The sequence below is a fragment of the Sphingobacteriales bacterium genome (genome assembly GCA_016706405.1).
Lineage (GTDB): Bacteria > Bacteroidota > Bacteroidia > Chitinophagales > UBA2359 > BJ6.
Map to the genome: position 1 here is coordinate 927130 of JADJJT010000001.1, position 16221 is coordinate 943350.

The window sequence follows — 16221 nt, forward strand, 5'->3', positions numbered from 1 at the left end:
TTATTGTATCTTTGTGCAATATTTAAAACATTAAATTATTGTAATATAAATACAAAGGAATAGGCATGAAAAAAACCATCTTAATTTTTCTCTTATTTACCTTATTCGCAACCACCCGGTTAGCAGTTGGCCAAACATTAATCATTAATGAGGTTTCTAACGGACAATCAGGTGCTAAAGAGTTTGTTGAATTTTTGGTAACGGGTACATGTGGCCAAACCCTCGATATTAGGGGTTATTATTTTGACGACAACTGCGGTGCTTTTGGCTCGACGGGTGTTACCTCCGGCAATGCAAGGTTCACCACCAGTGCTACTTGGTCGGCTCTGCCTGTTGGCAGTATTATTGTTGTTTATAATAATGCCGATTTAAATGTCGATTTGCCCGCCGCCGACCCCAACGATGCCAACTGCGATGGTGTTTATGTTGTACCCATGAATGATGCCATTTACGTTGAAACGCAGCCAACGGCAGTAGGCTCGGCCTGCGATGCTGCTGCCTATTTAGCCACCTCCGGATACAGTACCGGAAACTGGAGCCATATAGGCATTAGCAATACTGCCGACGGCTTTCAACTGCGCGATGCTTCGGGCATATTATTAATGTCGGTTGGGTATGGATCCGGAATATCAGGTACAACTATCTATTTTACGGGTAGTGGCAGCGGTAACTCGTACCAGTTTTTAAACACCACCAATGACGACCCCATGCTACAAGCCAACTGGGCGGTAAATCCGGCAAATGGGGGCACAACCGGCGACTCGCCCGGCAGCCCCAACAATTGCACCAATGCCATTTGGATTGAAAACCTCAGAACCGCAAAAGATGCCGAATTTATTGGCGTTGCTTGTGGTTCGCCCGTTAATGAAGCCAATACCAATATTACCGCCTGCGGCACTGCTAATGTTGCTTTAACCGGTTGCGCCTCAGACACCTACAGTTGGAGCAGTAGCAATACAACAATAGCCACCGTTAGCGGAAGCGGGCAAACAGCCACCATAACAGCCGTTGATAATGGTACTGCTACCATTTCGGTAATAGTAAACGAAACGCATAGCAATTTATTTACAGGCCCTAATACCCCTTCTTGTAGCCCAACAACAAAATCGCGCACGGTAAACTACCCCGTAACAGTATCGGGCTGCGTTTTGCCATGCAATATTACCAATATTAGCTTTGCCAATGCAACCACCTGCAACAATAATGGCACAAACGGCAATAATGCCGACGACTATTTTACCGCCGATATTACCGTTACTTATAGCAATGCACCTGTAACCGGAACACTTAATTTAACCGGAGACGTATTGCCCGGAGGTGGCCCGCTTAGCGTTACTTCGCCCTTTAATACCGGCTCAACAACCTTTATAGGAGTGCGGCTTAGCGCCGACGGCACCCCAAGTGTTGTAACTGCCACTTTTAGTGCCGATACCAATTGTACTTTTACCACAAACAATGGCCCCTCGGTAGCCTCGTGCTCAAGCACACCACCACCAACCTGCCCTGCTAATTACGGAACCTTCCCCGCCAATTAATATCTTTTTAGGTTTAAAACAATGATGCTTTCTTATTTGTGCCAATACATTGTCCGGATGATAATAAGAATCACACATTTTAAGCAATAGGAGTACAAATAAACTATCCGGATATTTTTTTACCTGCAACCACATCTAAGTCTTTAAAAAATAATACTACTAAAATATGAAATTTACTTTTTCTTTATTTCTTTCTATATTATTAATTGTGGGGGCAAACAATACTTTGTCTTTTGCGCAATGCCCCGGTGCCAACACCCCCGACTGTACCACCGGAAACCCCTATCATGGCGTTGTAATTAACGAAATAAGTGCCGACGGCGGCAATATAGAGGCACGCAACGATGCCATTGTAGAACTGGCTGGCCTGCCCGGAACCAATATAGGCTGTATGGTTATAACCAATGGCGAGTGGGCAGTAGTATTGCCTTCGGCAACGGTAATTCCTGCTGATGGTGTTTTTATAATAGGCTGTGGCGCAACATCCTTGCCTGCTGCCAATGCCAACGACGACAGTGCCTACGAACCCGTATCGGGCTTAAATTGCTCGGTTTGCGATTTTGAAGGTATGCCCCTCGATTTTGATGTTTGTGATGCCGCCAACAGCAATTTTGTTTCACCTTCAATTGGTACTTATGGCTTTACCCTCGATAACGGCTATTGCGGCACCAACAACGATGGCGACCAAGTAATACTTTTTCAACCCGACGGCACCCCACACGATGCCGTTTATTGGGGCTTGCCCGGCGCTACACCATCCGGAATAAACACCTTTGGCGGCTCGAATGGTGCTTGTGGCGGTGGTGCCGACCATATTTCTGTACAAGATGGCGCAGCTTACACCCTCGGCGACAATGATGAAAATGGTATTATTAACGACTATGTCGGCACCCATGTTGGGCGCAAAGCCGATGGTGGCGATGCCACAGCCGTAAATTTTATGCCTGCCGGCGATTGTAATGCCAATACTGTTTGCTATACAATGCCCGGACTTGATCAACCGATTTGGATTGGCTTACAGGAAGCACCAACCGGATGTAACTCGTCTTTTGTACGATTGTTAAATACCGATGGTTCGCATGGAGTAGGGGTTAGCGCACAAAACCCCTCGCACCACGATGACCCCGATTGTGATGATATTGCCCTGCCCGGAGCACCCCTCGTGCCAAGCTCGTGCAACGCCGCAAACGCCCTCGCTCAATGGGGTTATACCGACCACCCAACACCCGGCAACCCCAATAATGCCGATGTTTGGGATTTAAATATTACCTGCGCGGCGGGCGCACCCGTAGCGTTTGCCAACTCGTGCAGTGGCGAAATTACCTATTTTGTTTGCCAACCCTCAGCTATTACCTTCCAATACAATATTTTTAACTATCAACACGTTTCGGGCGAGGGGGGTACTACCCTAACCGGCGAAGTAGGCCACCAAGACGGAGCAGGCACAGGAAATATCGGCTCGTATATAGATGTACCCATTAGTGCAGGTGGCGCGGGTTTAACCCCTTGGACGTACAGCACCAACGGCGCAGGTACAACAAGCCTAACGCATACAACACCCGTAATTCCCGTAGGTACGCATACTATTACGCTGCAATGGAAAGATTATATTTACGACTGTTGCGGCTCAAATAACCCTGCCAGCAATAACGAATGTTACGAGCGCGTAACCGTAAAAATTATAGTAGCCGAGCCGCTTGCCGTGGCTTCAAGTAGCTTAAACTGCCCACCCCTTACGGCTGGCGTTATAGACGTAGGCACAGCCGCCGGCGTTACAGGAGGCTGTACCCCAACTTACCAACTTTTTGACAATGGCGCGCCCGTAGGTAGCACCAACACAACAGGGTTGTTTAGCTTGCCAAACTCTTTAACCGGCCCTATTACCGTTCAAGTTTCGAGTGGTTGCCCCAGCACTACAGATTGCGGCCCCGCAACTTGCAACAATACCCAAACAATAAGTATAAACAACGCTTGCAGGGCGGCGCCGCCGCCATGTCCAACAATTTCTTGGGATGCTACGTCAACAATTGAAGGAACTAAATGCCCAGGCGACCAACTTCAACTTTGTATTAATGGAACTAACCTACCTTGTGGTGGTAGTATTGAATTTTACAATGGTAATAATAGCAGCTTTGACCCTTATGCTGGACAAGGCACTTTAATAGGAAGTGAAACTATAACATGCACCTCAGGTCCCTGTATTCCTGATTTATATATCTCTTCTTTTGTGTATGATGTGATAACTGTTCCGGCTGGTTGCTCAGATGGCACGTGGGGTAGCAATTCATCTGAAGTTATAGAATTAGTAGGTACACCAGGTTGTTCAATTGGATGCTGGCGAATATCTGATGGCGAAGGCACTATTACAATACCTGCTGGAACATTGATGCCAGTAGATGGCGTGTTTGTAATTGGCGGCGGCTGCTCATCAATTCCAAATCTTGATTTGAATACAGCAGGGTGTGGTTGCTTATCTGGTTCGTTTGCCTTAGCTAACGGCGGAGACCAAATTATGGTTGTTAGCAATACAGGAGTAGTTATTGACGCCTTAGCCTATGAAGGGGCACCCACAAGCGGACAATCAGTAATAGCCTCTGCTGCCCAAGTGGGTTGTTCGGCAGCAAGCAGTGTTCCCGTACCTTCTGCTTCTTTTGAAACAGGTGGAAACTTAGGCACAAGTTTTGAGGGCACTCGAATTGAAAATGCTACTGACAATAATTGGATAAATAGTTCAACTGACTTTGATGGAATTGGAACAACAAATGGGCCCGGCGCTGGCTCAGGCACCCCCGGAACATCTACGCCTGTTTTGCCTGTTTGCTTTAACTATACGATACCATCAATATCTTGTAATAATACAACAGATGACTTTTTCAAGGCAGTAATAAAACCGCGTCAAACTGCTCCAACAGAATGTACCGGCACAACACCTGTAGCTACACCTTCGCGCAATTACACCGTAACCTGCCCCGTTGCCGATTTACAAGCCGTTAATATAGACGCTTGCGAAGTCGATGGCACACAAAACGTTCCGGTTAATTTGAGCAATTTAATATCCGGACAAAATTATTGCATTGGCTATACTCGTAATGGCGTAGCGCAAAACATCCAGTTTAATGCTACCGGCACCACCGGCATCTTAAACATACCCATTGCCGCCCCCACCTGCGATGGTACGCAAACAATTATTTTAACAAGCATGCAGCAAGATAATACCTGCCCCGCCGCCGCCCCATTTACCGGATGCGCCGGAACGGTAAACAACGCCGAAGCTACTGTAAATATTCATCCAACCATTACGGCCACCCTAACCGCCGCCACCGACATAACCGGCTGCACGCCCGGCACCGGCGACGACGGCTCGGTAACAGTTGATTTTTCGTCGGTTAATTGCCCAATTGGTGTTAGCGGGCCTTGGACATTTGTTTATGAAGTAAACGGAACACAAACCGAACTTACCACCAATAACGACCCCTATACTTTTACAACCGATATTGCAGGTACTTACAGCCTAATTAGCGTTGTTGATGAAGCCAGTTGCGCCGGCAACGTTTCTCCGGCAACCCGCACCGTTGACCCCCCGGCATCGGCACCTACGGTAATATCGGTTGGCACTATTCCAAATGTATGCAACCAGGCACCCGTAGATGCTATTGACCTAACAGCCGTAGCCATTACAGTTACCCCCGCCGGCGGTACGTTTACTTGGTACACTTTTAACCCCAACGACCCCGCCTTTGACCCCAATGCCTTTTTAATAGCCGACCCAACCAATGTGGTGCCACCAACCGACCCTAATGGCCCCCTAACTACAACCTACTATTTTATTTACGAATTGGCGAATGGTTGTACTGCCGTTGGCAGCGTAGCTGTTACTACCACCCCCGATGTGTGCTGCTCGCCCGATGCAGGCGTATTAACCGAAACCAGCCAATGTATACAGTTTTGCTCAAACGATACGGGCATTATTGGCTCGACAGATATTGTAGTGGATTTGACTGGGATAACTAACCCGGCAATACCAGCCGATTATACGTATGCCATATTAATTACAAACGCATCCGGATTGATTGTTTACACGCAAACAGTTATTGTTGGAGGCAACGCTCCGGCATCTGTGGTTGTTACTCCGCCGGCCAATTTGATACCGGGTACTTATACTATACGCGGCTATCATTTTAAAACTGCCGACCCTATTTTGCCGAGCTTGGCTTCGCTTACCGGAACTAATATTTCGGCCTTAATAGCTTTGTTAGATTTTGTAGATAGCAACGATGCGGCAGGTACCGGAAATGGCTGCGGCGATATTACAAACTCCGGAACCAATACCGTACCATTTACAGTATTAGCTCCGATTGTAATTACTGCCCAGGCAACTTGTGCAGGCTCGCCCTCATCGTTGCCGCTTAACCCACTAAGCAGCTCGCAATACCAAATTGAAGTAACAAATATAACTGGCGGCATCGCCCCCTATACGGTAACACTTGATATTAATGGCGATGGCGATGTAGCCGATGCCAATGAAACCCAAACTTTTACCGGAACGGCACTTATATTTGGCCTAATTAATCATACCGGTACGGGTACGGGCATTAAAACGGTAAACGCAACCGATAGTCGCGCCACCACCGATACCGATTGCCCTACTGCTTGTACTGCCTCAAAACAAATCATTGAAACCCTATGCCCCGAAATAGGAGACGGCTGCGACTGCACCGTTCAGCCGCCCTACAATGCAGGGTATTTATTGCGACAAGCCGAGTCCGGCACCTTTACCGCCTTTGGTGCTACCGGGTTTACCCAAGTATATTTATTAGTTGATCAAACTACCGGGTTAATTATTGCAAGCAATAATACCGGATATTTTGATGGTTTAGTAAATGGCACTTACAATGTTTATGCCCTTAATTACGATAACGATGACCCTAATGTAAGTGCTTTGTTAAATGCTATTCAAAATGGCGACCCTATTAGTAGTGTTGCTCCGTTTAACCCGGCCTTAAATTGCTGTTACAATATTTCGTTGCCATCTACCGTAGTAATTAACTGCAATTGTTGCCAGGCAAATGCCGATGTATTAAGCCCTGCCCCACAAGATATTTGTAGTGGTGGAACCTGGATAACTATAAATGTGCCTGCCGGCGCTCCTGCTGCTCCCAACTATGGCTATTTATTTTTGTTGACCAATGGCGGCAGCAATGTAATTATTGCCAGCAGCAGCACATTTGCAGGCTTAAATGTACCTACTACCAATAACGGCACAATACCAGTAGTGTTTAATGTTTATGGCCTGTCGTATAATATGGCGCAAGGATTACAGCCAATCATTAACAATCTTACTAATTTAACCAATATCACTGACAACGAAGGCGATGTAATTGATACTAACCCCAATCCGGATGCTTGTATGGACATAACCAACGCGCCAGCGGTTTTAACAATACATCCACCTGCAACAGTAAATGCAGGCCCCGACTTGACAGTTTGTCAATCTGTACCGCCAACAGCCATTACCCTTAGCGGTGCTACGGTGGGCGGTGGTGCTACCCAAGCCCAATGGACACATAACGGCACTGGCACGCTTTCTGTTACTACTTTAACAAGTACCCCCGCAACGGTTACCTATACCCCCGGAGCAGGTGAAACAGGCACAATTACACTAACCCTTACCTCGCAAGACCCCACTGGGCCTTGTACAGCCGTTAGTGATACCCGAACAATAACCATTACGCCCATACCTACAACTCCTACTGCTAATGATGTAGTTGTTTGCGAGGGCGAGCTGCAAACAATTACAATTACCTCTGTTGCTGGTGCAACTTACACTTTTTATGCCGGCAATGCAATAACTGTCTTGCAAAGCGGTACAAACAATAATTTTACACCCGTTCCGCCGGCAAGCCCCAATACTATGACCAACTATTTTGTTTCGGTAACTGTAAATGGCTGTACGAGTGTATTAGACCCGGTAAGTTTAACCGTTATTCAAAATCCTGCTGCCCCAACCGTAAGCAATATTACAGTTTGCGAGGGTGGCAGCACCTTAATAACGCCCGCACCGTGTGGCACCGAAACAGCTTCGTTTAGCAGTGCAGTGTATAATTTTAATGCCAGCAATACCGTAGCCACTGTAACCGGCAATGGTGCAACAGCCAATAACGGCACAGCCGGAAGCGGGGTAAGTAACCTCAATTTCTTTACCGGAAATCCGGGCTTGGCATGGAGTGCCGACAACTGGACAGCAGCCACAAGTCCGGATGTAAACGACTATTTCGAGTTTTGTATATCGCCAACTAATGATTGCTTTGACCTTAATTTGACCTCGTTTAGTTTTGATTTCCGCCGCTCGAACACGGGCCCTCAAACTTGGGTTGTACAATACTCAACCGATGGATTTGCCACTTTTACCACTATTGGCACTGCTACCGGATATGCCGCCAATACATTTGTAGCATCGGGTAGTTTAGCTGTAAACAAAGCCCTGCCATTTGGTACGGGTTGTTTCCGTATTTATGCTTACGCTTCAACGGGCACTGCGGGAACATTCCGGATTGATAATGTAAATATAGCAGGAAGTTCTACTAATACGCAGTATAATTTTTATAGCAACTCCGGATTAACAAGTTTGTTAGCCGGGCCGGTATCGAGTTATAACCCCAATACTACTCCGGCCACAAGTCCACAAAATATTTGGGTAACAGCTATTGATGCCAACGGTTGCGAAAGTGCAGCATCGCAGGTTACAGTAGTGGTAAATCCGGCGCCGACAGCAACGGCTACTCCAGCTACTCAAACCTTGTGTAGTGGCAGCAATACTAATATTTTGCTTACCAGCCCACAAAGCGGCACTAATTTTATTTGGACGGTGAGCGGCGCAACCGGCAACGTAGTTGGCGAAACTGCTTGCCCTTCGGGGTGCAGCAATTTAATAGCTCAAACGCTTAGTTTGGCAGCAGGCATTACCACGCCGCAAACCATTACCTATACAGTTACGCCAATTGGGGTAGCGCCTACAAATTGCCCCGGGACACCTATTGCAGTTGATATTACGGTTAATCCAAATCCGGATGTAACGGCTACACCATCGGCAACCATTATTTGTAGCGGTTCAACAACAGATATTGCTTTAAGCAGTACTATTGCCGGAACATTATATACTTGGACGGCCACAGGCTCATCGGGAACTGTTACTGGCTTTAGTAACCAAGCAACGCCTGTGGCTGGCCCTATAGCCCAAACGCTAACCAATACCGGCAACAATGCAGCTACGGTAACCTATACTATTATGCCTTTGTTTACAAACGGCGGTATAACTTGTACGGGTGCGCCTACTATTGTAGTAATTACGGTAAATCCAACGCCTACGGCAACTGCAACACCAACTGTAAATTTGCTTTGTAGCGGCGATGCTACCAGTATTGCCATTAACAGCCCGCAAGCCGGCACCATTTTTACCTGGACAGTAAGCGGCGCAACCGGCAACGTAGTGGGCGAGAGTGCATGTGCTTCGAATTGTGGCAATTTAATTACCCAAACATTAAGTTTAGCGGTGGGTATAACCACCCCCCAAACTATAACTTATACGATTACGCCTGTTGGACCCGCACCCTCAAACTGTGCCGGCACACCCATAAACGTAGATGTTACTATTAACCCCGTACCCGATGCTACGGCTACGCCTGTAAACTCGAGCGTTTGTAGCGGTGTGGCCACAAATATTGCCCTAAGCAGTTCGGTAGCTGGTACCTTGTTTACTTGGACAGCATCAGGCTCGAATGGCAATTTGAGCGGATTTAGCAACCAAATAACACCCGTAGCCGGCCCCATTTCGCAAGTGCTGACAAATAGCGGCACTTCATCTGCAACTGTTACCTATGTTATTACGCCTGTATTTACAAATGGTGCTGCCACTTGTACCGGTACACCCGTTACGGCGGTGGTTACAGTAAATCCAATTCCGGTGGTTACGGCTACTCCTAATACACAAGCTATTTGTAGTGGCGGCAGCACAAGTGTTGCCCTAACAAGCAATGTTCCGGGAACATCGTTTAGCTGGACTGTTACTGACAACCCCAATGTTACGGGCGAGGCTAACGGTAGCGGATCCTCAATTACACAAACCCTAAGTTTAGCGGCTGGCGTTACAACGCCACAAGTGGTAACTTATACCGTAACGCCTACAGCTAACGGCTGCGCAGGCAGCAATACTACGGTAACGATTACGGTTAATCCAAATCCGGTTGCACCTACTATTACTACTACTAATGCCAACTGTGGCGAAAATAATGGCAGTGCCGATTTTACTATTCCGGCTGGTATGACCGTAGCGTATAGCGAAGGCACTGTTTTTGACGTAATAAATGCTGTACCTGTAACTACTACTCCCGTTACCGGATTAACCCCCGGAAACTATGTGTTTAGGTTTACTAGCAATAGCACAAGCTGTTTTACCGACGTTGTAATATTGATAGGATTAGACGAGTTAGTTCCATTGCCCGATGTGCCCACCCCACAAGCGGTTTGCTTTGGGCAGCCCAATATAGCTTTAGTTTCGGGTGGAGGCACCAATTACCAGTGGTATGGCCCCAACAATATTAATTTATTAATATCGGGCGCAACCGGAAGCAGCTATACGCCAATCGTAACAGTTCCGGGTGTTTACAATTATTATGTGTCGAACACTGTCAATGGCTGCGAAAGCCCACGTTTTGGCACAACCTATACTATTTGGGCTTTACCGGCAGGCAGTGCTCAACCTGCCTCGCAAACTATTTGTAGCAGTACATTTACAACTATTGAATTGCTAACAGATATTCCGGGAAGTAATTTTACATGGACAGTGCCTGCCAACAACAACGGCGCAACAAGTTGCACCAGCGAATGCGGCAATGTTATCAATCAACAATTAACCAATACAACCAACAGCCCTGTAACAATTACCTATACCGTTACCCCGTTAAGTGTAAACGGTTGTTTGGGTAATAGTTTCCCGGTTAATATTACAATTAACCCTTTGCCTGTCGTTATACCAAACCCCACTTCGATGGTGTTGTGTAGCGGGCAAACAACTAATATTGGGTTAAACAGTAATGTTACGGGTTCGTTGTTTACTTGGGTAGCAGTGCCATCAAGCGGCAGTGTTTCGGGGTATAGCAACCAAAATACACCTGTTGCCGGCCCTATTTTGCAAACATTAACCAGTACAAGCAACCAACCGGTAACGGTTACCTATATTGTAACGGCTTATGGCCCTGAGCCTACTAATTGCCAAGGCCCAACTACGCAAGTAGTGGTAACGGTAATTCCGGTTTACACCATGCAACCCATTAGCAATCCCGCCCCCGTTTGCTCGGATGGCGATTTTGATGTAACAGTACAAACTAATGGCAGTGTGCGCTTTGTTTATAATAAAAATGGCGGTATTTTAACCGACCCCTTTAATGACACCGACCCCAACTATGCCATTTTAGGCGAAGCCGTTAGCGATGGCAATACTGCCGTATTAAACGATGCCAATTTACCTGCAAATACAAGTTGTGGCATCATTACTTATACAGTTTATGCCATTAATGTTCCGATTGCTACCGACCCAAATTGCCGCACAATGCGCTCGTTTGAGGTTAAAACATATCCGGAGATTACAGCTACCACAATATCTGGCACCTGTACTCAACCAGCAAGTATAAATGTTAATTGTGCTGCTGAATTAGGCGTTACTCCGGCCAATATTACTTGGTTGATAACGGCTGGCCCTAATACCGGATTAACCGGAACGGGCAACACCTACACCCCCGATCCGGGCGAGGCCGGCAGCATACAATACACGGTTACCGCAGGTTTGGCAGGTATGCCCGCCGATTGCAAAACAGCTGTGTTTAATACTGGATTTTATTGCCCGGCAACCTGCCCAACCATAGTTGCACCCGTTGCGACTGCTAATAATATTTGTTCGGGCGGAAATATTGGCCTTAGCGTTACGGTAAATAACCCCGATGGCGGTACACTTACCTGGTACAACCAATTGAATCAACCAATACCCAACCCCAATAATATAGTGCTTACTACTACCGATTGCCAAGGCGAAAGTTTTAGTTTTTATGCGGTTTATGACCCTACAACAGCAGTGTGCAGCAATGTATTTAGTCAGTTAGTTACCGTTTGGGTTTATCCGGACATTACGGCTACTGTAAGCGGCAACAATACTTGCCAAGTAAGTTTATCGAATATATGCCCCAATTATACGGTTACCTGGGCTGCCGATACAAATAACGATGGTATAGCCGACCAAAACGGTACAGGTGCAACGTATCAACCAACTGATGGAAGTACTGGAAAAGCGATATTTACCGTGGTGCATAATAATGCCAATGTTCCGGTTGCATGTAAGCAAAAAACATTTGAGGTTGATTTTACAGCGCCCAATGCTGGCACAGTAACATCGGTTGCCCCTCAAATAATTTGTGCCGATAATTTGCCTCAAACAATTACGGTAAATACTAATGGCGGGCCTAACGGCTACAAATACGATTTTGTGTTGGTTGATGGCTTGGGTAATATTTTGCAAACCAAAAATGCACCTGCCAAAACAGCACAATTTACTATTAACAATCCGGGCGACTATTGCATTTATGGCATATCTTATTTAGACGTTTATACTACAAGTACCAATATTGTGGGTATTAAAGGTCAATGTGTAGATGTTAGCAATACTTGTTTTAGTGTTGATGCGTTAGAAGATTTGGTTGCCTCGCAATTAAGTTATTCGTGTATTGATGGCGGAGGTGTTGTGGCTGCCTTTACCCTTAGTGGAGGCAAACAACCTTACAAACCCGGTAATTTTATAAATACCGGAAAAGGCACACTTGACCTAACAGATTTGCCCGTAGTACAAATTGAAGGCCTGTTTGAAGGCGACAATGTAGGGGTAACAATAGTAGATGATAACAGTTGTACCACCTCAATATCTGGATTAGTGCCGAAAAACTTTTGTTTATGCCCCTCGTTTGAAAGTGTTCAAGCCTCGACCACAAATATATGTTCAGATGACGACACGTTTAGTTTGCTGGCCTCAATTAAAAACGACGACGGCGGTGTTGTAACTTGGTTTGACGAGAATAACAATATTGTAACGAACCCCAATAATATAACCGCTACCACAAACGAATGTAATGGCGAAAAACTTAGCTACTATGCTGTTTATGCGCCAAAATCGGGCAATTGCCAAGCCGTAGTAAGTAAATTGGTTAATGTTACCGTGCATCCGAAGCCCAATGTGTTTGCCCAATTAATTGAAGATGCCGATAATTGCACCGTTACCTTGCTGGCTTGCCCACAGTTTGATGTTAGCTATACCGTTAATGGTGGCCCCGCCCAGTCGGGAAATACTTTTAGTGCCAATGGCCAAGCGGTAAACGCTACTATTGCCTTTACCATATCGGACGGCCTATATGGATGCGGCTCGTTTAGCAATGGTTTAACAACAATTCTTGATTGCGAGGGCGTTGATGCCTGCCCAAGTTTGGTTTATACTAACGACTCGGACGGCATATTTGATATTTGCAACGAAACTGCTGCCACACTTGCCGTAGCCGTGCTAAATGGCTCGACTGCCGATATTATTTGGCGCGACGGACAAGGCAATATCATTGCAACGGGGGTTAGCGTAATAAATACCGATTTATTGACTAATACAACCAGTTGTAATCCGGTTGTTTATAATTATACTGCCGAATTAACTGAAAATCCGGATGATAATTGCCCGGCTGTAAGTTTGCCCTTTGTAGTTAAGGTTTACCCCGATATTAGCGCTCCTGCCATTACCAACACTTCGGCCAATGGTTGTACGGTAAGTATTAACACGTGCAGCAGCTTTTTAATTAGTTATCCGGGCGATGGCGGCCAAGTATTTACAGGCAGTGCCAATGTAGAGGTAAATGCCGACTCGCCTAATCCGTTGCCGTTTACTATTGTTAATCCGGATGCACCTGCCGGCTGCAATTTGGGTCAAACCGTAACCGTTAGCTTTAACTGCCCGGTTGGAGGGGATGATTGCCCTGTAATTTCGCTTCCGGTGGGTAATAATGGGTTAGTGAATGTTTGCACCGGCGACGATCTGAGCCTAAGTGTATTGTATAACCACGTTGAGCCCAATGAAATTTTGTGGTTCGATTTGAACAATATATTAGTAGGGCAAGGCGCAAACTTAGATTTAACCGATATTGCCAATACTACCTGCGATAAACTTACGCTTACCTACAAAGCATTAGTACCCGCCGGCAAAGGCGGCGATGGCTGCCCACAAACATCGGTAATTTATACCGTTAAGGTGCGCCCCGATGTTACCAACCCAAGCCATACCAATACAACGGTTGATGGTTGCTTGGTTACTGTTACAACCTGTCCAAGCTTTACTATTGATTACGACCAAAACCCCGGAACACCCTTGTTTGGCACCGCCACTATTGATGCCACTGGCTTCGGCACGCCTTTGACTATTGATATAAAATATCCGGGCTCGGGTAGTTGCCCCGCCGCAACCATACTTACCATACCATTGCCCGACTGCGATGGCGGCAACCAAAATTGCCCATCAGTACAACTGCCAAATGGCGCAGCCGATACCTATACTGTTTGCTCGGGCGATGCACTTGATTTAACAGTTGAGGTTATCAATGCCAACCCGCAAGCTGTAATTTGGTCAACAGGTCAAAGCGGTTTAAGCATTAATACGGGTATTTTAACCAACAATACTTGCAATACACAAGTAGTAACCTTTACCGCAGTAATTGCCGGAGATGCCGATTGCCCCGCCGAGCAAATAACTATTGCCATAAATATATTGCCCGACCCCGCTGGCGTAGCCCAGGTAACAGTTGATGCGGATGGTTGTGGCGCGATAGCTACCGCTTGCCCCAATACAATTATTAGCTACTCGGTAGATGGGGGCGCAATAATAACCGGAAATAGCTATACTATTAATGCCCCCGAAGGGCAAACGATTACCCAAAATGTAACGTTTTACTTTGCCAGCGGCGAAACTTGCAACAAAACAAGCATCGCCAAAACGCTAACTTGTGTGGGCCTTGCCAAAGAGTGTTTGCTCAACTACCCCGATGACGTATTGCCCAATATTACCATTTGTAGCGGCGAGTCAGCAGATTTAAGCGTACTGCCGACTAATGTGCTGCCCAATGATATTTTATGGTCAAATGGTGCCACCGGCGTGAATATTACTACCGGAAATCTGACGAATAACACTTGCACACCAATAGTAAATGTTTATACGGCTAAAGTACAGGCTCCGGCACAATGTAGCGATGTAGAACTAAGTTATTTTATAACCGTATTGCCCGACCCCGCCACAACGTCTAAATTAACTGTTAATACTGATGATTGCGGCTTATCGGTAACAACCTGCCCCGATGCAGCAGTTAGTTATAGTGTAAACGGAGGTACTGCAATATCCGGAAACAGCTATACCGCTACCCCTCCGGCCGGAACAACTGAAAACAGCGAGGTGGTGTTTACTGTAACAACATCTTGCGGCAGTTCAACTTTAACGGGTACAATTAGCTGCGAGGGCGAGCCCGATATTTGCCAAGGGGTAGATATTGTGATTAACAGCGAACGCAACTGTGCCAATGCCGTTAAAACCGGAGTTTATACAGTAGATAACGTAGTTAGTGGTGGCGCTGCACCCTACCAAGTATCTGTAACAGATAAAAATAATGCTGTTGTACTTGAAATTGCCACCTTAAACGACAATACTCCGTTTACGTTTGAATTGGGTAATACTAATGGCTATAAAATTACAGTCCGCGACCAAAATCAATGTATTCAGGTGCTTAACCAATTAGATATTGAGCCTTGCTACATACTGCCTATTGAGTTGTTGAGTTTTTATGGCGAAGTGCTTGCGCAAGGAAACGAACTTACTTGGAATACGGCATCTGAAATTGATAACGCTTGGTTTACAGTGATGCACAGCGTTGATGGCGTTAATTTTGAGCCAATAGCTAAACTAAAAGCCGCCGGAAACAGCAGTACGCCACACGACTACCAGTATTTGCACCCCAATACTGCCGCCGGTATAAATTACTACTACCTTACTACTACCACCGCTTTAGGCGAAACTGTAAAAGCATCGGGTATAATTAGTTTGGTGCGCGGTACTTTAAACTTTGAGATCCTATCGGTTGCGCCCGTACCCGCCAAAGAAACAGTAGAATTGAAATTTATTAGTCCTGAGGCAAACGAAATAACCGGATTATTAATGGATATAACTGGACGGGCAGTAAAACAATGGCGTATGCAAGCCAATATTGGCCTAAATGCCACCGTTTTAGATATGCGCGAACTTGCCGCAGGTGTTTATTTTGTAAGCCTTAGCAATAACAAAGCAGGGCTAATGACCAAGTTTGTAAAACAAGACTAAACACGGCTATACCGTTAGTTGATTCTTTGTTTTAAAAAAATTACCCCACTAAGGTTTTCTTTGGTGGGGTAGTTTTTTGGGGGGAGGTATGGATGGATGTGTTTGTAATACGCCCTAATCAACTATGTACTGAAAAATGGTATGGCCGTAAAATCATCCGGATAGGTTGGTTGTTTAACAAGTGGGGAGATAGAGTTTGCCGTCTGGATAGTACTGCCAAAGGCGGGGTGTTTCAGCACTACTGTTGCTTTG

At 46.1% G+C, this 16221-nt stretch carries 2 protein-coding genes; both read left to right on the top strand.

The window, feature by feature from the left end:
- Window positions 1-65 precede the first annotated feature (65 nt).
- Window positions 66-1535 carry an Ig-like domain-containing protein gene (locus IPI59_03585; protein ID MBK7526638.1) on the top strand — a complete coding sequence of 490 codons (1470 nt, stop codon included), beginning with the start codon at window positions 66-68 and terminating at the stop codon, window positions 1533-1535.
- Between the two features lie 166 nt (window positions 1536-1701).
- Complete coding sequence (locus IPI59_03590) at window positions 1702-15969, top strand: T9SS type A sorting domain-containing protein (protein ID MBK7526639.1); 14268 nt, start codon at window positions 1702-1704, stop codon at window positions 15967-15969.
- Window positions 15970-16221 lie beyond the last annotated feature (252 nt).